Origin of the sequence: Streptomyces sp. NPDC051555 (assembly GCF_044454405.1) — a bacterium.
Taxonomy (GTDB): Bacteria; Actinomycetota; Actinomycetes; order Streptomycetales; family Streptomycetaceae; genus Streptomyces.
In genome coordinates this window covers 422,810-440,699 of the sequence record NZ_JBITDP010000004.1, presented here as the reverse complement: position 1 = coordinate 440,699, position 17,890 = coordinate 422,810, and the positions used below count along the sequence as shown (strand labels likewise).

The 17,890-nt window shown below is 69.9% G+C and carries 19 protein-coding genes and 2 tRNA genes; 8 read left to right on the top strand and 13 right to left on the bottom strand.

The window, feature by feature from the left end:
• Nucleotides 1–67: 67 nt before the first annotated feature.
• From ACIBEA_RS13180 to ACIBEA_RS13155, 6 genes are all read right to left on the bottom strand, one after another.
• Nucleotides 68–292: a DUF397 domain-containing protein gene (locus ACIBEA_RS13180; RefSeq protein WP_399260109.1), complete on the bottom strand. Its 225-nt coding sequence runs from the start codon at nt 290–292 to the stop codon at nt 68–70.
• A 55-nt stretch (nt 293–347) separates the two neighbouring features.
• Entirely contained in the window at nt 348–563 is a 216-nt protein-coding gene (locus tag ACIBEA_RS13175; RefSeq protein WP_399260108.1) for a hypothetical protein, read from the bottom strand.
• Between the two features lie 5 nt (nt 564–568).
• Nucleotides 569–781, bottom strand: a complete 213-nt coding sequence (locus ACIBEA_RS13170; protein WP_399260106.1) for a hypothetical protein — start codon at nt 779–781, stop codon at nt 569–571.
• 65 nt (nt 782–846) lie between these two features.
• Nucleotides 847–1,677, bottom strand: a complete 831-nt coding sequence (locus ACIBEA_RS13165; RefSeq protein ID WP_399260104.1) for a helix-turn-helix domain-containing protein — start codon at nt 1,675–1,677, stop codon at nt 847–849.
• On the bottom strand, nt 1,674–2,201 hold the full coding sequence (locus tag ACIBEA_RS13160) for a DUF6879 family protein (protein WP_399260102.1): 528 nt from the start codon (nt 2,199–2,201) through the stop codon (nt 1,674–1,676). Before ACIBEA_RS13160 ends, ACIBEA_RS13165 begins: the two co-directional genes overlap by 4 nt.
• Nucleotides 2,185–2,382: a hypothetical protein gene (locus ACIBEA_RS13155; RefSeq protein ID WP_399260100.1), complete on the bottom strand. Its 198-nt coding sequence runs from the start codon at nt 2,380–2,382 to the stop codon at nt 2,185–2,187. The genes ACIBEA_RS13160 and ACIBEA_RS13155 overlap by 17 nt, the downstream gene beginning before the upstream one ends.
• 418 nt (nt 2,383–2,800) lie before the next feature.
• Here ACIBEA_RS13155 and ACIBEA_RS13150 point away from each other — a divergent pair, with 418 nt between their 5' ends.
• From ACIBEA_RS13150 to ACIBEA_RS13135, 4 genes are all read left to right on the top strand, one after another.
• A complete protein-coding gene (locus ACIBEA_RS13150) occupies nt 2,801–3,523 on the top strand; it encodes a M50 family metallopeptidase (RefSeq protein WP_399260098.1) in 723 nt (240 codons plus the stop codon).
• Nucleotides 3,524–3,568: 45 nt separating this feature from the next.
• On the top strand, nt 3,569–4,939 hold the full coding sequence (gene aroA, locus ACIBEA_RS13145) for a 3-phosphoshikimate 1-carboxyvinyltransferase (RefSeq protein WP_399260096.1): 1,371 nt from the start codon (nt 3,569–3,571) through the stop codon (nt 4,937–4,939).
• Between the two features lie 8 nt (nt 4,940–4,947).
• Nucleotides 4,948–5,958, top strand: coding sequence for a ribosome small subunit-dependent GTPase A (gene rsgA / locus ACIBEA_RS13140; protein WP_399260094.1), 1,011 nt, complete (start codon nt 4,948–4,950; stop codon nt 5,956–5,958).
• Nucleotides 5,959–6,085: 127 nt separating this feature from the next.
• Nucleotides 6,086–6,409, top strand: coding sequence for a DMT family transporter (locus ACIBEA_RS13135; RefSeq protein ID WP_399260092.1), 324 nt, complete (start codon nt 6,086–6,088; stop codon nt 6,407–6,409).
• On the opposite strand, the gene ACIBEA_RS13130 is transcribed toward ACIBEA_RS13135, so the two are convergent.
• Nucleotides 6,375–6,932, bottom strand: coding sequence for a TetR/AcrR family transcriptional regulator (locus ACIBEA_RS13130; protein WP_399260090.1), 558 nt, complete (start codon nt 6,930–6,932; stop codon nt 6,375–6,377). The genes ACIBEA_RS13135 and ACIBEA_RS13130 overlap by 35 nt on opposite strands.
• A 131-nt stretch (nt 6,933–7,063) precedes the next feature.
• Here ACIBEA_RS13130 and hisN point away from each other — a divergent pair, with 131 nt between their 5' ends.
• Both hisN and ACIBEA_RS13120 read left to right on the top strand, forming a co-directional pair.
• The gene (gene hisN, locus ACIBEA_RS13125; RefSeq protein WP_399260088.1) at nt 7,064–7,867 is read left to right on the top strand and encodes a histidinol-phosphatase; all 804 of its coding nucleotides are present in this window, start codon (nt 7,064–7,066) and stop codon (nt 7,865–7,867) included.
• A 109-nt stretch (nt 7,868–7,976) separates the two neighbouring features.
• Nucleotides 7,977–8,387, top strand: a complete 411-nt coding sequence (locus ACIBEA_RS13120; RefSeq protein ID WP_330335180.1) for a CBS domain-containing protein — start codon at nt 7,977–7,979, stop codon at nt 8,385–8,387.
• Nucleotides 8,388–8,492: 105 nt separating this feature from the next.
• On the opposite strand, the gene ACIBEA_RS13115 is transcribed toward ACIBEA_RS13120, so the two are convergent.
• Nucleotides 8,493–9,962: a catalase gene (locus ACIBEA_RS13115; protein ID WP_399260086.1), complete on the bottom strand. Its 1,470-nt coding sequence runs from the start codon at nt 9,960–9,962 to the stop codon at nt 8,493–8,495.
• 130 nt (nt 9,963–10,092) lie between these two features.
• Between ACIBEA_RS13115 and ACIBEA_RS13110 the strand changes: the two genes are divergently transcribed.
• The gene (locus ACIBEA_RS13110) at nt 10,093–10,512 is read left to right on the top strand and encodes a Fur family transcriptional regulator (RefSeq protein WP_399260084.1); all 420 of its coding nucleotides are present in this window, start codon (nt 10,093–10,095) and stop codon (nt 10,510–10,512) included.
• A 121-nt stretch (nt 10,513–10,633) separates the two neighbouring features.
• Here ACIBEA_RS13110 and ACIBEA_RS13105 read toward each other — a convergent pair.
• The 4 genes from ACIBEA_RS13105 to ACIBEA_RS13090 form a co-directional block, all read right to left on the bottom strand.
• Nucleotides 10,634–10,707 (bottom strand) — tRNA-Met (locus ACIBEA_RS13105).
• A gap of 76 nt (nt 10,708–10,783) precedes the next feature.
• Nucleotides 10,784–12,652: a sel1 repeat family protein gene (locus tag ACIBEA_RS13100; RefSeq protein WP_399260082.1), complete on the bottom strand. Its 1,869-nt coding sequence runs from the start codon at nt 12,650–12,652 to the stop codon at nt 10,784–10,786.
• A 257-nt stretch (nt 12,653–12,909) separates the two neighbouring features.
• A tRNA-Met gene (locus ACIBEA_RS13095) sits at nt 12,910–12,983 on the bottom strand.
• 60 nt (nt 12,984–13,043) lie between these two features.
• Nucleotides 13,044–15,926, bottom strand: a complete 2,883-nt coding sequence (locus ACIBEA_RS13090; RefSeq protein ID WP_399260158.1) for a UPF0182 family protein — start codon at nt 15,924–15,926, stop codon at nt 13,044–13,046.
• A gap of 149 nt (nt 15,927–16,075) precedes the next feature.
• On the opposite strand from ACIBEA_RS13090, the gene ACIBEA_RS13085 reads away from it, so the two are divergent.
• Nucleotides 16,076–16,645, top strand: coding sequence for a PPA1309 family protein (locus tag ACIBEA_RS13085; RefSeq protein WP_399260080.1), 570 nt, complete (start codon nt 16,076–16,078; stop codon nt 16,643–16,645).
• Between the two features lie 30 nt (nt 16,646–16,675).
• On the opposite strand, the gene ACIBEA_RS13080 is transcribed toward ACIBEA_RS13085, so the two are convergent.
• Nucleotides 16,676–17,764, bottom strand: coding sequence for a PDZ domain-containing protein (locus ACIBEA_RS13080; RefSeq protein WP_399260078.1), 1,089 nt, complete (start codon nt 17,762–17,764; stop codon nt 16,676–16,678).
• Nucleotides 17,765–17,890: the final 126 nt, after the last annotated feature.

The following is a 17,890-nucleotide window of genomic DNA, read 5'->3' as shown; positions in this document are numbered from 1 at the left end:
CGAGAGATGACGACGGCCCCACCCGTCGGCGTGAGGGCAGGGCCGTCAGTTCAGGTGGTGCGGTGGATCAGGCGGAAAGGTCGAACCGCGCGGGGCTGATGCCCGCCGCGTCGAGTTCCGCCGTGGTGAAGCGCAGCGGCTCCGCTTCCGGCCGCTTGCTGTCACCCAGGGCCCACGCGTCCGGGCCGATCTTGGCGAGGGTCACGCACGCCTCGCCGTTCGGGTGGGTGTTGCCTCCGCACGCCTTCGAGAAAGCGGCCCCGTCGATGTCGAGCGTGTACAGGTCGGTCATCGTTGTCCTTCCTGATCTGCTGACGGCCCTGTACCGGGCCGTCCCCCGCCCTGGGTCAGGCGGAAGTCGCGGGGTGCCGGAGAGCCTCGGCTATCAGCTCGACCACATCAGCCGGGAGCTTGCCGAAGTCCACGTAGGACCCGCCGGAGTTCGTCACGGTGGGCCGCAGGCAGCGCAACACGGACTCTGAAACGCCGAGGGCGGCCAGGGCCGCGCGTATGGACTCTGAGGCGTCATCGGCCCGGCCCCAGGCGTCTCGCCAGGTCTGCATCTCCATCAGGCGGCCACAGCCTGAGCGCTGGGGCACTTGTTGTGCCGGTAGACGGTGACGGGCGCACCAGACGTGCGGTCGACGACTCCTCGGCGGACGGGTTCGAGTGCCTTCACCGTGCGGGAACAGGCGGAGCACGTGCTTCCCGGGGCATAGGTCAGGTACTCCCATGCGTCCCGGTCGAACTCCGGCGTCTCTGCCTTCTTCGCCCTTGCCATGCCGTACCCCTTCGCTGCCGTTCCCGTGCATCGGCGCTAATGGTGTACGAGCGACAGACTTCGTTCTAGACAGTTTCCTGTTCGCGCAAAAACCCATCGCGGATCGACTCAACGAAGGTGCGCATATCATCACCAGAAAGCGCCATGCCGGCAAACCCGTCGAATTTCGCGATGTACGGGGCAACGTCCCGTGGATCGGTTACCACAGTCTCGGCATGGATCATTTCGATGGTTACTGTTCGATCATCCTTGATGGAGAACGAGTGCCCAGGAAAGTCGGCCTGCGGGGCATCCAACGGAACAATACGGAGATCAACGTTGGGAAGCCGGGAGACGGACACGAGGCGGTCGAGTTGTCCGACCATGACGAGCGGCGGGACAATTCGCCACCGAAGTACAGATTCCGTGACGACGAACCGGAATGCCTTGCCTTCGGCGTGGAGCACGGTTTGGCGAGCCAGCCGCGCACTAATGGTGCGCTCTAGCTGGACCTCTGTGACGTTCTTCCGGAGGAACGCAGCCCGGATGTATTCCGGAGTTTGAAGGAGCCCGGGAACGAGGGATGACTGAAAGAGGCGCAGCAGGTTGGTCTGGGCTTCCACAGCCTGCACCTGCTGCTGCTTCCGGCTGTAGCCCAAGCGTCGGACGAGGCGCCATGCAGTCACCTCTGTGGCTTCGGCCCTCGCGATTGCCATGTACTCGGCCTTGGCTTCCTCGGACACTCCTATGGCCGTGAGGATGCAGTCCACGTCGGTGACACTGGGCGACGTGTTGCCGTTTTCAATCTTGGAGAGCTTGGAGCGGGACATAGCAGCATTGCGGGCTACCGCTTTGGCCTCCATGCCGGAGGACTCCCGCAGTGCCCGCAACGCTGACCCGAGACTAGATCTGTTCACTCGCCGTACTGTGCCCACCATTCGGGAAACGGCACGGCCGCAGCCAGAGCCGAATCCCGGTAAGCCAGGAACTCTGACAGCTGGCTTTCTCCGATGAATTCCGATCCCAGGTATTTACCCTCGCTGTCGTAGCTCATGGCGCCGACCGTGCGATTGTCGAACATCCAAAAGTCAGGAGCACCCGGGATGGGATTCTCCTGCTCGGTGATATCGAGGATGAAGAACTCTTCCCCGGCCGCCATGTTGCGGATATATCCCCACCCGAGTTCGAAGCGGAGATAATCCGTAAGGGGCCGGGTGACGATGTGGACGCGGTACATGCGCTTACCGGCCTGAGTCGCGTTGCCCACTGTGGCGACCCAGTCGGCCGTCTTGAAGTCCTCAGGCTGAGGCTTTCCAGCGAGGAAGTCTTGATAGGCGCCGACGCCGCCCGACTGGCTGTAGTCGTCCAGCGTTTCGAGGCGGAACGCTTCCTGCTCGAAGTCCTTGAGCCAGTCCCCCAGGGACTTAGATGAGGTTGTCACGGATGGCCTTCCGGATGAGTTCGAGCGGGATCTCGACCATGGTTTCGTGCGCGGGGATGGTTCGGCCGTGGTCGATGATCTCCTCTCCCTGGAACGCGAGGGTGCCCCGGTCGGTGGCGTAGATGGTGGGGCACTCGCCCTCGTCGCAGTCTCCGACCAGCCGTGTCAGTTCGGTCGCCACTGTTCCCCCTCGTCGCCGTTGGTGTCCGGTCCGATGCTGTCGGCCGGGTGTAGGTGGGGCAAGGGGTTCCCGTTTCCACTACTGGAAACCGGTGCGGTCGGCCGGATCACGTCGGCCAGCATCGTTGGAATTCCCACGCTGCTCCGGGGGCAGGAACCGCTGCCAGTGCCCCGGGCGTCCTAGTCAGCACAGCACCAGCTCAGTGGTCCCAAGCGGTCCGAAACAGACCCCACGGGACCCAGCACGGAACCAGCACGGGCATGAGAAAAGCCCCGGATCACTCCGGGGCCCTACCTCGTTGACCTGCCGTTTTGCCCTCACAGGCACGTCATGTCAGGTCGGCGTTCTCCATACCTACCGCACATGGCTGCCAGACTGCCATGACACCCGATCACCACCGCAAGGAGCCGGCACACCCGTGGACGACACGCACACCCTCTCCGCCGCCGGCCTGTGGGACCGGCTCACCGGTATACAGACCGCGCCAGAACTCTGGCTGGTGATCGCCACGGCCGTCGTCGCGCTGGCCGTGGTGGTGCCCCGGCCGCTCTGGCTGCTCTCGCGCAACGCCGTGACCATCGCGCACGAGGGCGGGCACGGGCTGGTCGCGGTGCTCACCGGGCGCAGGCTCAACGGGATCCGGCTGCATTCGGACACGAGCGGGCTCACGGTGAGCCGGGGCCGGCCGACCGGGATCGGCATGATCCTGACGGCCGCCGCCGGCTACACCGCGCCCTCCCTGCTGGGGCTGGGCGGGGCCTGGCTGCTCGCCGCGCATCGGATCACCCTGCTGTTGTGGGTGGCGACCGCGCTGCTGCTGGCGATGCTGCTGATGATCCGCAACGCGTACGGCGTGCTGACGGTCTTCCTGTCCGGCGGGGCGTTCCTGCTCGTGTCCTGGCTGGCCCCGGCCGAGGTGCAGGCGGCGTTCGCCTACGGCGTGGTGTGGTTCCTGCTGCTGGGCGGCGTGCGTCCGGTCTTCGAGCTCCAGCACAAGCGGCGCGGCGGCGGGGCTCCGGACTCCGACGCGGACCAGCTCGGGCGGCTCACGCACGTGCACCCGGTGATGTGGCTGTTCCTCTTCCACGCCGTCTCGCTGTGTTCGCTGATCGGCGGCGGGCGCTGGCTGCTGGACCTGTGAGCCGATCAAGATCTGGGTCGGGCCCGACCAACTAAAGTGAGGGCCATGACCGACACCCCCGCGCCGTCCGCCCTCTGGCCCGCCCCCCTAGCCGACGGGCCCGTGCGGGCCTCCGTCACCGTCCCCGGGTCCAAATCGGTCACCAACCGGGCCCTGGTGCTGGCCGCCCTCTCCGCCGAGCCCGGATGGGTGCGCCGGCCGCTGCGCTCGCGGGACTCCCAGCTGATGGCGGACTCGCTGCGGGCCATGGGCGTGGGCATCGAGGAAACAGTCTCCTCCAGCTCCGCGGGCGACGGCGAGACGGGCGAGGCCTGGCGGATCATCCCGGCGGCCCTGCACGGCCCCGCGACGGTGGACGTCGGCAACGCGGGCACGGTCATGCGCTTCCTGCCGCCCGTGGCCACCCTGGCCGCCGGCGACATCCGCTTCGACGGCGACCCGCGCTCCTACGAGCGCCCGCTCGGCGAGGTCATCAACGCACTGCGCGCCCTGGGCGCCCGCATCGACGACGACGGCCGGGGCGCGCTGCCCCTGACCGTCCACGGCGGCGGCGCCCTGGAGGGCGGCACGGTCGAGATCGACGCGACCAACTCCTCGCAGTTCGTCTCCGCGCTGCTGCTCTCCGCCCCGCGCTTCAACCAGGGCGTCGAGGTCCGGCACGTGGGCAGCAACCTGCCGTCGATGCCGCACATCCGGATGACGGTGGAGATGCTGCGCGCGGCCGGCGCCCAGGTGGACACCCCCGAGGCGGGCGGCGAGAAGAACGTGTGGCGGGTGACGCCCGGCGCGCTGCTGGGCCGCGACATGGTCGTCGAGCCCGACCTGTCGAACGCGCAGCCCTTCATGGCGGCCGCGCTGATCACCGGTGGCACGGTGACCGTCCCCGACTGGCCGCGGCGCACCACGCAGCCCGGCGACGCGCTGCGGGCGATCTTCACCGAGATGGGCGGCTCGTGCGAGCTGACCGACGCGGGCCTGGTGTTCACCGGGTCCGGCAAGATCCACGGCATCGACGTGGACCTCGGTGACGTCGGCGAGCTGACCCCGGGCGTCGCGGCGGTGGCCGCGCTGGCCGACTCCGAGTCGGTCCTGCGCGGGGTGCAGCACCTGCGGATGCACGAGACGGACCGGCTGGCGGCCCTGACCGCGGAGATCAACGCGCTCGGCGGCGATGTCACCGAGACCGCGGACGGCCTGCGCATCCGCCCGCGCCCGCTGCACGGCGGGACCTTCCACACCTACGACGACCACCGGATGGCCACCGCGGGCGCGGTGATCGGCCTGGCGGTGCGGGGCGTGCTGATCGAGAACGTGGCCACGACCGCGAAGACCCTGCCGGACTTCCCGCGGATGTGGGCGGACATGCTCGCGGGAACCGGAACCGGAACCGGAACCGGAACCGGAGCGGGAGCGTAGGGGCCGTCATGCGCAGGTACGGCAAGCACACCGATGAGGACGACATCCGCCAGCGGCCCAACCCCAAGGGCAACCGGCCGCGGACCAGCATCCGCCCCAAGCACGAGGACGCCGCCGAGGGCTTCGTCCTAACGGTGGACCGGGGGCGGCTGACCTGTCTGGTCGACGGCCGCCCGATCCACGCCATGAAGTCCCGCGAGCTGGGGCGCAAGGCGGCGGTGGTCGGCGACCTGGTCTGGATCGTCGGCGACCTGTCGGGCAAGAAGGACACGCTGGCGCGGATCGTGCGGATCGAGGAGCGCAAGTCGGTGCTGCGCCGCACCGCCGACGACGACGATCCGTACGAGCGCGTGGTCGTCGCCAACGCCGACCAGTTGGCCATCGTGACCGCACTGGCCGATCCGGAGCCGCGGCCCCGGATGATCGACCGCTGCCTGGTGGCGGCGTACGACGCGGGGCTCGAACCGCTGCTGGTGCTCACGAAGTCCGACCTGACCTCCGCGGACAAGATCCTGGAGATCTACTCGACCTTCGGCCTGAACTACGTCGTCACCAACCGCGAGGAGCTGGCGACCGGGGACGCGGCCGAGCGGGTGCGCGAGCGGCTGCACGGGCGGATCACCGCCTTCGTCGGCCATTCGGGCGTCGGCAAGACCACGCTGGTGAACTCGCTGGTCGCCGAGGACCGCAAGCGCGCCACCGGCGTGGTGAACGCGGTGACCGGCCGCGGCCGGCACACCACCACCTCGGCCCTCGCGCTGCCGCTGCCGGGCGGGGACGGCTGGGTCATCGACACCCCGGGCGTGCGCTCCTTCGGCCTGCACCACGTGGACCCGTCCCGGGTGATCCTGGCCTTCCCGGAGCTGGTGCCGGGGACCGAGGGCTGCCCGCGCGCGTGCAGTCACGACGAGGCGGACTGCGCGTTGGACCAGTGGGTGGAGGACGGTCACGCGGATCCGGCGCGGCTGTACTCGCTGCGACGGCTGCTCCAGACGCGTGAGCGCCGCGAGGGCGACTGATCGGCCTTCGCCGGGCGGTGGTCGATCGTCCGGCGGGGTTTGCCGGACGCCGTGTCTGGTAAATGCATAATCGCACCAAGCGGCGCCGGCGCGAGCCGGGCCGCACGAGCGCGGGGAGGCATTCGACATGGCGTGGCTGCTCGTCGTGGTCGCGGGAATCCTGGAGACCGGTTTCGCGGTCTGCCTCAAGCTGTCCCACGGTTTCACCCGGCTGTGGCCGACCATCGCCTTCGCGTGCTTCGCCCTCGGCAGCTTCGGCCTGCTCACGATGGCGCTGAAGAAGCTCGACGTCGGTCCCGCCTACGCGGTCTGGACGGGCATCGGCGCGGCCGGTACCGCCATCTACGGCATGATCTTCCTCGGCGACCTGGTCTCCACCCTCAAGCTGGTCTCGATCTCGCTGGTCATCCTCGGGGTCATCGGTCTCCAGCTGTCCGGTTCGGCGCACTGAGCCCGCGGCCCGGCCCGAAGAGGGCGAGGTCCCCCAGCGGGGCGTCCCCGCCGGGCGCGACCACATAGGACAGGGCGAGGCGCACGACCAGCTCGCACCGGTACGCGGTCCACTCCCCCGGCGCGAGCGCGGCGGCGGCCCGGTCCCGGACCGCCCGGGTGAGCTCCTCCGGGCGCGGTCCGGGCACGAGCAGCGGGAGCCGCGCGTCCCAGCATCCGGTGAGCAGGGCCCGTAACAACGGGTGCGCGCGGGCGGTGCGTACGGTCCAGCTCGCCAGCTCGGCCATCCGCTCGTGGGCGCCCTCCTCGGCGCCGAGCACCCGGTCCACTCCGGCGAGGTAGCGGTCGGTCTCGCGGCGGACCAGGGCCCGGCCCAAGCCGTCCTTGCCGCCGAACTCGTTGTAGAGGGTCTGCCGGGACACCCCGGCCGCGGCGGCCACTTCCACCATCCGCACCACGGGCCACGGGCGCGCCGCGAGCGCCGCCACCGCCGCCTCAAGCAAGGACTCCCGCGCTGCCGGCATCTTCGCCTCCGCTCGTCTGTCCGTCAGGGTTGACGCGTGCGCGGAGCCTGTCAAGAGCGGCCGTCGGCCGGTGTGCGGCTTGATCGTGGACACCGTTGGTCCGGCCGATCCGATGTCGATACTGTTCGGCCATGCCCGAGTATGACGATGACCTTCGCCTTGCCCACGAGCTCGCCGACGCCGCCGACGTGGCCACGATGGCCCGCTTCCAGGCCCTCGACCTCAAGGTCGAGACCAAGCCCGACATGACTCCGGTGAGCGAGGCCGACAGGGCCGCGGAGGAGCTGATCCGCGCGGGCATCCTGGCCGCGCGGCCGCAGGACGCGATCCTCGGCGAGGAGTACGGGGTCGAGGGCACGGGCCCGCGGCGCTGGGTGGTCGACCCCATCGACGGTACGAAGAACTACGTGCGCGGGGTCCCGGTGTGGGCCACGCTGATCTCCCTGATGGTGGAGGGCGCCGACGGCACCTGGCGGCCGGTGGTCGGCGTGGTGTCCGCGCCCGCGCTGGGCCGTCGCTGGTGGGCCGCCGAGGGCGGCGGGGCGTACACGGGGCGCGGGCCGGCGGACGGGACCCGGATCGGGGTCTCCAAGGTCGCCTCCCTGGCCGACGCCTCTTTCTCGTACGCCTCGTTGGGCGGCTGGGAGGAGCGCGGGCTGCTGCCCGGTTTCCTGGACCTGACCCGCGCGGTGTGGCGGACCCGGGCGTACGGGGACTTCTGGCCGTACATGCTCGTCGCCGAGGGTGCGGTGGACATCTGCGCGGAGCCGGAGCTGTCCCTGTGGGACATGGCGGCGAACGCGATCGTCGTACAGGAGGCCGGGGGGCGTTTCACCGGCCTGGACGGGATCGACGGCGTGCACGGCGGCAACGCGGCGGCGTCCAACGGCGTACTGCACGATGAGCTGCTCGGGTACTTGCGCCCGAGCGACTGAGTGCGCCCTCTTGATGACACTCCGTGTCCGTGGGAATCTGGGGCTCCTCCGCTTGTGGGTTTGTGAACCGGGCGGAGGGTCTCACCCCTAGGAGGTGGCTGTCTTCATGATGCTTGTCCGTGACGCCATGAGCACCCTGATCCTCACCCTCGGTCCCACCCACACCCTCCGGCAGGCCGCGTGTCTGATGTCCGGCCGGCACGTCGGCGCGGCCGTCGTGCTCGATCCGGAACACAGCGGCATCGGCATCCTGACCGAACGTGACATCCTCAATTCGATCGGCGCGGGGCACGACCCCGACCGCGAGATCCTGAGCGCGCACGCCACTACCGACGTGGTGTTCTGCACTCCCGACGCCACGCTGAACGAAGCCGCCGAGGCCATGGTCCGCGGCGGCTTCCGGCATCTGATCGTGCTGGAGGACGGCGGGCCGGTGGGCATCGTCTCCGTGCGCGACATCATCCGGTGCTGGCTGCCGCAGCGGCGTACGATCCTGCCCTCCCCGTCCCCCTTGCGCTGAGCCCGACCCGCCTTCCCGCGCGCCCGCCCGGGAAGCGGGCGGGAAGGCCGACGGGCCGGCACCCCCGTGGGGGTCCCGGCCCGTCGCCTACGACAAGAGATCCGATCAGCCGCGAAGGGCCTGGACCGCGGCGTCGAGCCGCTTGCCGAAGTCGCCGTCCGCCTGGCGGAAGTTGTTGATCGCGCGCTCGACGATGTCGTCGCGCGAGACCTTGGCGATGAAGCCCGACAGGTTCTCGATCAGGCGGGACTTCTCGTCCTCCGAGTAGAGGCGGTAGAGGTTGCCGGCCTGGACGAAGTCGGTGTCCTCGCTGTGCACCGCGGCCGGGTGGTTGCCGGTGCCCCCGGTGACGGGGAGCGGCTCCCACAGCGGACGGTCCGTCTGGTTCGGGCCGCCGAAGCTGTTCGGCTCGTAGTTCTTCGCACCCGCGTGGCGACCGTCGTAGAGGTGGCCGTCACGGGAGTTGGTGCGCGCCTCGGTGGCGTGCGGGCGGTTCACCGGCAGGTGGTCGGCGTTGATGCCGACGCGGTAGCGGTGGGCGTCGCCGTAGCCGAAGAGGCGACCCTGGAGCATCTTGTCCGGGGACGGACCGATGCCGGGGACGAAGTGCGCCGGGGAGAAGATCGACTGCTCGACCTCGGCGAAGACGTTCTCCGGGTTGCGGTTGAGCTCCAGCTTGCCGATCTCGATCGGCGGGTAGTCCTCGTGCGGCCACACCTTCGTGAGGTCGAACGGGTTGAAGCGGTACTGGGCCGCCTCGGCCGCGGGCATGATCTGGACCTGCACGGTCCAGGTCGGGAAGTCGCCGCGCTCGATCGACTCGCGCAGGTCGCGCTGGTGCGAGTCGGCGTCCTCGCCCGCGAGGACGTTGGCCTCGGCCTGGGTGAGGTTCTTGATGCCCTGGTCGGTCTTGAAGTGGTACTTGACCCAGAAGACCTCGCCGGCCTCGTTGTTCCACTGGAACGTGTGCGAGCCGTAGCCGTTCATGTGGCGGTAGGACGCCGGGATGCCGCGGTCACCGAAGAGCCAGGTCACCTGGTGGGTCGACTCGGGCGACAGGCCCCAGAAGTCCCAGACGTTGTCGGCCTCCTGCGAGCCCGTGTACGGGTCGCGCTTCTGGGTGTGGATGAAGTCCGGGAACTTGATGGCGTCCTTGATGAAGAACACCGGGGTGTTGTTGCCGACGAGGTCGTAGTTGCCCTCTTCGGTGTAGAACTTCAGCGCCCAGCCGCGGGGGTCACGCACCGCGTCCGCGCTACCGAGGTTGCCGGCGACGGTGGAGAAGCGCAGGAAGGTCTCGGTCTGCTTGCCGACCTCGGAGAGGAACTTCGCCCGGGTCCACTCGGAGACGTCACGGGTGAGGGTGAAGGTGCCGTAGGCACCCGCGCCACGGGCGTGCACGACGCGCTCCGGGATGCGCTCGCGGTTGAAGTGCGCGAGCTTCTCCAGCAGCAGCTGGTCCTGGACCAGGACGGGGCCGCCGACGCCCGCGGTCTCGCTGTTCTGGTTGTCGGCGACCGGAGCCCCGGCCTCCGTGGTGAGCGGTCCCTGCGTCACGTGCGCCTCCTGCGTCATTCCTGCAAGTCCTGTCCTTGGCGTTTGCCGTAACCGATCCTACGATGGACTTTGTCTAAGTCAAGTAAGCATCCAAGTCCACACTGATTCGGGATCTACACCGAGTCACCTCGCTGTTAGGCTGGCGTCTATGAGTGACCTGCTGGAGAGACTTCGCGGACGCGGCTGGCGCATGACTGCCCAGCGGCGAGTCGTGGCCGAGGTGCTCGACGGTGACCACGTTCACCTGACGGCGGACGAGGTACACGCGCGCGCCGTGACCAGGCTCCCGGAGATTTCCCGGGCGACGGTCTACAACACCTTGGGCGAACTCGTCACTCTGGGTGAGATCCTCGAAGTGTCGACGGACCACCGGCGCGCCAAGCGCTACGACCCCAACGCGCACCGCCCGCACCAGCACCTGGTCTGCGCCCAGTGCGGGGCGATCCGCGACGTCTTCCCGGCGGGCAACCCGCTGGCCGACCTGCCCGACAGCGAGCGCTTCGGTTTCGCCGTCTCCGCGGTCGAGGTGACCTACCGGGGCATCTGCCCGAACTGCGCGGGCGCCTAGCAGCACGTTCGACGTACGACGAAGGGCCGGGGTCGCCACCCCGGCCCTTCGTCGTACGGTCTGCGCACATGGAAACGACCGAAGGCCCGGATCCAGGGGATCCGGGCCTTCGGTCATTCAGTAGCGGGGACAGGATTTGAACCTGCGACCTCTGGGTTATGAGCCCAGCGAGCTACCGAGCTGCTCCACCCCGCGTCGGTAAACCTGACTCTACGCGAAGGTCGCCTGCGGGAGCAAATCCGTTGAACGGCGGCCCCGCGGGGCCGCCGGCTCAGGCCGACAGTTCCTCGGCCAGCGCCTCGCGCAGCCGCGCGGCCCGCTCCGAGACCTCCGCCGGCCCCAGCTCCATGGCCCGCGCGCACCACTTCTGCCCCTCGGCCAGGTCCCCGTGCCGCGCGGCGAAGAGCCCCAGCCGCAGCGCGGCGCGGCCGTGCCCCGCCACCGCGGCCCGGGTCCACCACAGGGCGGCCTCGGGCTCGCTGCCCTCGCGGGCCAGCAGCACCCCGAGGTTGAAGGCGCCGTTGCGGGAGCCGGCTTCCGCCGCCTCCCGGTACCACCGCGCCGCCGCGACCATGTCACCGCGCCCGGCGGCCATCATGCCCACCCGGACCTGGGCCCGGCGGTGGCCCTCCTCGGCGGCCCGCTCGTACCACTCCTCGCTCTCGGACTTGGGCGCGCCGCCGATCGGCTCGCCCAGCGCCACCGGCTCCGGCGGCGGGGCCAGCGACTCCAGCAGCGCGGCCAGCCGGAACGCGGCCTCCGCGCTGCCGCCGCCCGCCGCGCAGCGCAGGTGCCGCTCGGCCGCCCGCTCCTCGCCGTCGCGGACCAGCGCGATGCCGACCTGGAGGGCCGCGTCCGTGTGCCCGGCCGAGGCCGCCCGCTCGTACCACTTGAGCGCCGTACGGTCCTCGTCGCGGCTGGCGAAGAGGATGCCCAGGTTGAAGGCGGCGTCCACGCTGCCCGCCTCCGCCGCCTTGGAGAACCACGGCTCGGCCCCGGCCGCGTCGCCGCCCTGGAGCAGCAGGATGGCGAGCGCGTTGGCCGCCTCGCGGTGCCCGGCGTAGGCGGCGCGGCGGTACCACTGCTCGGCCTGCGCGGTCCGGTCCTGCGCCGCACAGAGCAGGGCGAGGTTGTACGCGCCGTTCTGGTCGCCCGCGTCCATGGCGCTGCGGTACCAGCGCTCGGCGGTCTGCGTCTCCCCGCGCGCGGCGTGCAGCGCGCCCAGCGCGTTGGCCGCGTTGCCGTCGCCGTCCTGGGCGGCCCGCAGCCACCAGGTGACGGCGTTGTCCTCGTCCCCGGCGTCGCGCAGCAGGAAGCCCAGGGCGCAGGCGGCCCGCGCCTCGCCCTGCTTGGCGGAGCTGAGGTACCAGCGGCCGGCCTCCTTGAGCTCCCCGCGCGCCTCCAACAGGGCGCCCAGGTGCAGCGCGGCGCGGCGGTGGCCGCGCGCGGCGGACTGGCGGTACCACTGCTCGGCCTCGGCGGGCTCGCGGCGGCGCAGGTGCCGGGCGAGCCGGTAGGCGGCCTCGCGGTGGCCCTGTTCGGCGGCGGCGCGCAGCCACCGCTCCGCCCCGCCGTCCCCGCGGTGGGCCAGCAGGTCGGCGAGCCCGAAGGCGCCCAGGGCGTGGCCGGACTCCGCTGCCTGGCGCAGCCAGTACTCGGCGGCGGGCTCGTCGCCCCGCTCGCGGTAGTGCCGGCCCAGCGCGTGGGCGGCGGGTGCGGATCCGGCCACGGCGGCGACCCGCCACCAGCCGGCCGCGTCCTCGGGGTAGCCGCGCTGGTGCAGCAGGACGCCCAGGTTGTTGGCGGCCGCGCGGTCTCCCGCGGCCGTGGCTCCGCGCAGGTACGGCTCGGCCCCGGCCAGGTCGCCGCGGCGCAGCAACAGCGCCCCGAGCACGCTCATGGCGCCGGGGTCGCCCTTGTCGGCGGCTCCGCGGTGGCGGGCCTCCAACTCGGCGTCGCTCGCCGCGTCGGCCTCGGCTCCGTCGAAGACCTCGTCGGTGCGGTACGTGTTCCGCTGGTCGGCGCCGGTCCGTACGGGCTCCGCGCTCACGGCCACGGCCGGTTCACCGGCTCCCGTGCCCGTTTCGGCCTCCGCCCTCACAAACCGCCCTGTCTCCAGCAGAGTTGACCTGTCCCCCATAAATCCCATCGTCGCATCACCTGCTACCCGCGTACACCTGGTATGTCGCAGCCAGTGAGGTCACTAGTGAGGTCACTACAGCGCTTTGTCGACTTGCCCCCAGTGGGACAAGTCAAACACGCTCCCGCCCCAACTCACCCACCTCAGCTACCGCGTGGCGTGTCCCGCATGTGCCGTGGGCACGGGTCACCGCCGCGCGGCCCAGGATCGGGCACGACGAAGGCCCGGATCCCATGGATCCGGGCCTTCATCTTCAGTAGCGGGGACAGGATTTGAACCTGCGACCTCTGGGTTATGAGCCCAGCGAGCTACCGAGCTGCTCCACCCCGCGTCGGTAAAACCACAGTAGCACGACGCGGAACGGAACCCCTCATCCTTGATCGCCGGGCGGCTAGCCCCCCGGCTTCGGCTGGGTCGTCAGCTTGCCCTCGGCCTCGACCGCACGCTTCAGCGCCGCCGAGAGGTCGGCCTGCGCCTTGCCGTACGCCGCCCAGTCACCGGCCTTCATCGCCTTGTCGGCGTCGTCGAAGGCCTTCGAGGCGTCCGCGAGGGCCGCCTTGACCGTCGGGTCCTGGTTGGCCGGCGGCTTGGTGGTGCCGTCGCCCGGCGGCGGCTGGTTCGGCGTCGTCGGCGGCGTCGCCGTGTCCGCGCCGAAGACCACGCCGAGCGCCTTGTCCAGGGTGTCCTCGAAGGCCGTCTGGTTGCCGTAGGTCACGAGGACCTTGCGCAGCAGCGGGTACTTCAGCCCGGAACTGCGCACGTACACCGGCTCGACGTAGAGCATGCCGCCGTCCAGCGGGACCGCGAGCAGGTTTCCGTACTCGACCTCGGAGTCGCCACCGCGCAGCAGGCGGATGGACTCGGCGATCTTGGGCTCGGAGTTGAACTTGCTCTGGACCTGCTTGGGACCGTCGACCGGCTTGCTGGTCGGCATCTTCAGGATGCGGATCTTGCCGTAGTCCGGGGTGCCCGGATCGGCGTTGACCGCCATGAAGGCGCTCAGGTTGTCCCGCTCGTTCGGCGTGAAGGTCGTCGTGAGCGAGAAGACCTGGTCCTTCTCGGACTGGCCCGGCATCTTCATCGACAGGTAGTACGGCGGGACCGCCGTGCCCTTGGTCGTCGGGTCGTCCGGGACGGCCCAGGCCTCACTGCCGCTGAGGAAGGTCTGCGGGTCGGTGACGTGATAGCGGGTCAGCAGCTCGCGCTGGACCTTGAAGAGGTCCTGCGGGTAGCGCAGGTGCGCCATCAGGTCCTTGGAGATCTCGCTCTTCTCCTTGACCGTGCCCGGGAACGCCTTCATCCAGGTCTTGAGGACCGGGTCCTCGGTGTCCCACTGGAACAGGTTGACCTTGCCGTCGTAGGCGTCGACGGTGGCCTTCACCGAGTTGCGGATGTAGTTGACCTGGTTCTCCTGGGCCACCACCGCGCGCTGGCTGTTGGTCAGCGAGTCCGCGGTGCTGTCGCCCAGCGTGGTGCGCGAGGCGTAGGGGTAGCCGTTGGTCGTCGTGTAGGCGTCGACGATCCAGACGACCCGGCCCTTGACGACCGCCGGGTAGGGCGCGCCGTCGATGGTCAGCCAGGGGGCGACCGCCTCGACGCGCTCCTTGGGCGTGCGGTTGTAGAGGATCCGCGAGCCCTTGCCGATGGCGCCGGAGTACATGATCTGCGGCTCGCTGAAGGCGAGGGCGTAGGCGGCCCGGTTGATCGGGTTGTCGAGGTTGACCCCGCTGTCGCCGGTGTAGCTGGTCTCCTTCTCGCCCTTGTCGTCCGAGTAGTCGAGCTCCTTCTGCGGTCCGCCGACGATCGAGTACTGCTTCGTCTGCTCGCCGTAGTAGATGCGCTGCTCGAAGTCCGTGCCGAACATCCCCTTGGAGGGGAGGTCGGACTGGGTGAAGTCGGGAGCGCCGTCCTTGACGGTGGTGCCCTTGGCCGCGACCACGCCGTAGCCGTGCGTGTACTTGAAGTGGTCGTTGATCCAGTTGTTCTTCGGAATGCCGCCGATGTTCAGCTCGCGCAGCCCGATGACCGTGTCCTGGCCGTTGTACCGGTCCACGGCGAGCGTGGACGGGAAGGCGTAGTAGCCCTTGACCTGCTGGAGCTGCTGGAAGGCCGGGGAGACGATGTTGGGGTCGAGGAGGCGGACGCTGGCCGTGGTGTCGGCGGCCTGCCGCAGCTTCGCCTTGTCCGTGCCCTCGGCGGGCACGCCCGCGTAGTCCTTCACGTCGGAATCGGCGATCCCGTAGGCGTCGCGCGTCGCCTTGATGTTCTTCTCGACGTACGGCGACTCCTTGGCCTGCTCGTTCGGCTGGACCTGGAACTTCTGGACGATCGCCGGGTAGAGCCCGCCGATCAGGATGGCCGAGAGCACCATCAGACCGAAGCCGATCACGGGCAGCTGCCAGGTGCGGCGCCACAGCGTCGCGAAGAACAGCGCGGCGCAGATCGCGGCGATGCAGAAGAGGATGGTCTTGGCCGGCAGGTAGGCGTTGGCGTCGACGTAGCGCAGGCCGGTCCAGTTGTCGGCGGCCTTGAAGTCACTGGACTTCACGGCGAGGCCGTACCGGTCGAGCCAGTAGGCCACGGCCTTGAGCGAGACGAAGATGCCGAGCAGCACCGAGAGGTGTCCGGTGGCGGCGGCGGTCGCGCGGGCGCCCGGGCTGGTGACGCGCAGGCCGCCGTACAGGTAGTGCACGATGGCCGCGGCGATCAGCGACAGCACGGCGGCGGCGAAGCCGAAGCCGAGCAGGAAGCGGTACCAGGGCAGGTCGAAGGTGTAGAACGACACGTCCATGTGGAACTGGGGGTCCTTCTGCCCGAAGGGCACCCCGTTCACGTACATGAGCCAGGTCTTCCACTGTCCGGCCGCCGAGGCGCCCGCGATCAGCCCGACGAGCACCGCGATGCCCAGGAGCAGCCACTTCTTGAACGGCGCGACGCTCATCCGGTAGCGGTCGAGGCTCTGCTGCTCCATCGACATCGCGCTGAGCGGCGGCCGGAGCCGGTGCGCCAGCCAGATGTTGAACCCGACCGCGCCGGCCATGATCAGGCCGAAGACGGCGAAGAGGCCGACCTTCGTCCAGAGCGTGGTGGTGAAGACGGTGGAGTAGTGGACGGAGCGGAACCAGAGCCAGTCGGTCCAGAAGCCCGCGAACATGATGAAGGCCATGGCCAGGACGGCCAGGACTCCCAGGGTCATCAGGAGAGTCCGGGCGCGCCGGGAGGGGCGGCCGACTCTCATCCGTGGCCCGGAGGGGCCTCCGCCGCGGTCCGGCATCTGGAAAGCCAAGGTGCGCACCTCGAAAGTCGCTGTGTGTCGTGTGTTACTGGAAAATTTTCAAGAGCAGGGCCCCCGATGGTAGAGCCCACTCATGCAACTTACTGAGGCTTTAGTCAGTTCCCGGTATCGCGTCGAAAGGAGGCAGGATGTTGTCCATGTCCAACCTTTCCCCCTCCCCCGGCACTCCGATGGCGGCCAGCCCGCTGACCCGCGCCGTGCTAGAGATCGACGAATACGCCGCCGGCCTGGGCTGGGACCGGCCCGCCCGGCTCTTCGCCCTCGTCGACACGGCCCGACTGCGCAAGCAGGAGCCCCGCCTCGCCCAGCAGCTCGGCCTCGACCAGGACGACGCCGGCAAGATCCAGCTGACCCCGATCGAGCAGGACGAACTCCCGAAGGGCATGGCCCTGGACAAGTTCCTGGGCACGGTCGCCTGGCCCGCTTCGGTCGTCGGCTGCGCGCTGACGGTGGAGCGGCTGATGCTGCCGCCGTCCGCGGAGGCCGCCGTGCCGTCCGACCTGAACGACAAGCAGCTCGCCAAGTGGGTCGCCGGGCACCCGGAGCGCCAGGAGGTGCGCCTGACCGTGGGCGTCCTGCGCGACGGTTCGCGCGAGTCGGCCGTACGGCTGCGCGAGAAGGACGCGGCGAGCGAGGTGCTCACCGGGGCCACTCTGGTGCCGGGCCTGGCCGAGGCGCTGGCCTCCACCTTCTCCTGACGCCCGGGGGCGGCCGGCGGGGGGACGGGGTCAGGACGCGCCGCACTGCGGCAGTCCGGCCTTGTCCCCCTTGCTGATCTTCTCCAGTGCCTTGACGGCGTCGCCGATGGTCGAGACCTTCACGAGGGTGAGGCCGTCCGGTACGTCCTTGGCGGCCGCCGCGCAGTTCTCGGCGGGGGTCAGGAAGTACTGGGCGCCGGCCTGGCGGGCGCCGATGGTCTTCATCTCGATGCCGCCGATCGGGCCGACCGTACCGGCGTCGTCGATGGTGCCGGTGCCGGCGACGAACTTCCCGCCGGTCATGTCCTGGGGCGTCAGCTTGTCGACGATGCCGAGGGAGAACATCAGGCCGGCGCTGGGGCCGCCGACATCGGCCAGGTTGATGTCGATGCGGAACGGGAAGGTGTGGTCGGTCCCGGCCCGGATGCCGACGACCGCGTGGCCGTCCTCCGGCGCCTTCCCGGTGGTGATCTCCACCTTCTTGGTGCCCGAGGGGTCGCGCCCGGCCTTCTTCGCGGCGGCCGCCTCGTCCGCACCGATGACGGTGAACTCGACCTTCTCGCCCGCCTTGTGCTTGGTGACCAGCTTGGCGACGTCCGCCGGGTCGTTCACCGGGGCGCCGTCCACGGCGACGATCACGTCACCGGCGTGCAGCACGCCCTCGGCGGGGCTGCCCTTGACCACGGTGGCGACGTTCACGCGGGAGGTGAAGGGGATGCCCAGCTGCTTGAGGGCGGCCACCTTGGCGCTCTCCTGCGACTGGCTGAACTCCTCCGCGTTCTCCTGCGTGGACTGCTTGTCCGTCTTGCCGTGCGGATACAGGTTCTCGTGCGGCACCACGATGTTGTCGTGGGCCGCCCAGCCGTAGACCGCTTCCAGCAGGTTCATGTCGTAGTCCGCGCCGGTCACCCGGACCGTGGTCATGTTGAGGTGACCGCTGGTCGGGTAGGTCTTGCGGCCCGAGATGTTCAGGACCGGCTCGCCGCGCGAGTCACCGAGGGTGTTCACGGTCGGGCCGGGGCTCATCTCGGAGTACGGAACCTTGATGAACACTCCGGCGCAGAGCAGCGCGAACAGCATGAGGGTGGACGCGAGCATCGTCGCAGTGCGGCGTGGCATGGATCGACAGTACGTGACGGCCCTGTGGGGCGGCCCGTGGGGCCGGTCCGTACGGGGTGGTGCACGGGATGCGCCCGGGGGTTCCCGGTGGGGAGGTGGGTCGGACGCCCGGCGGGCCATTCACGG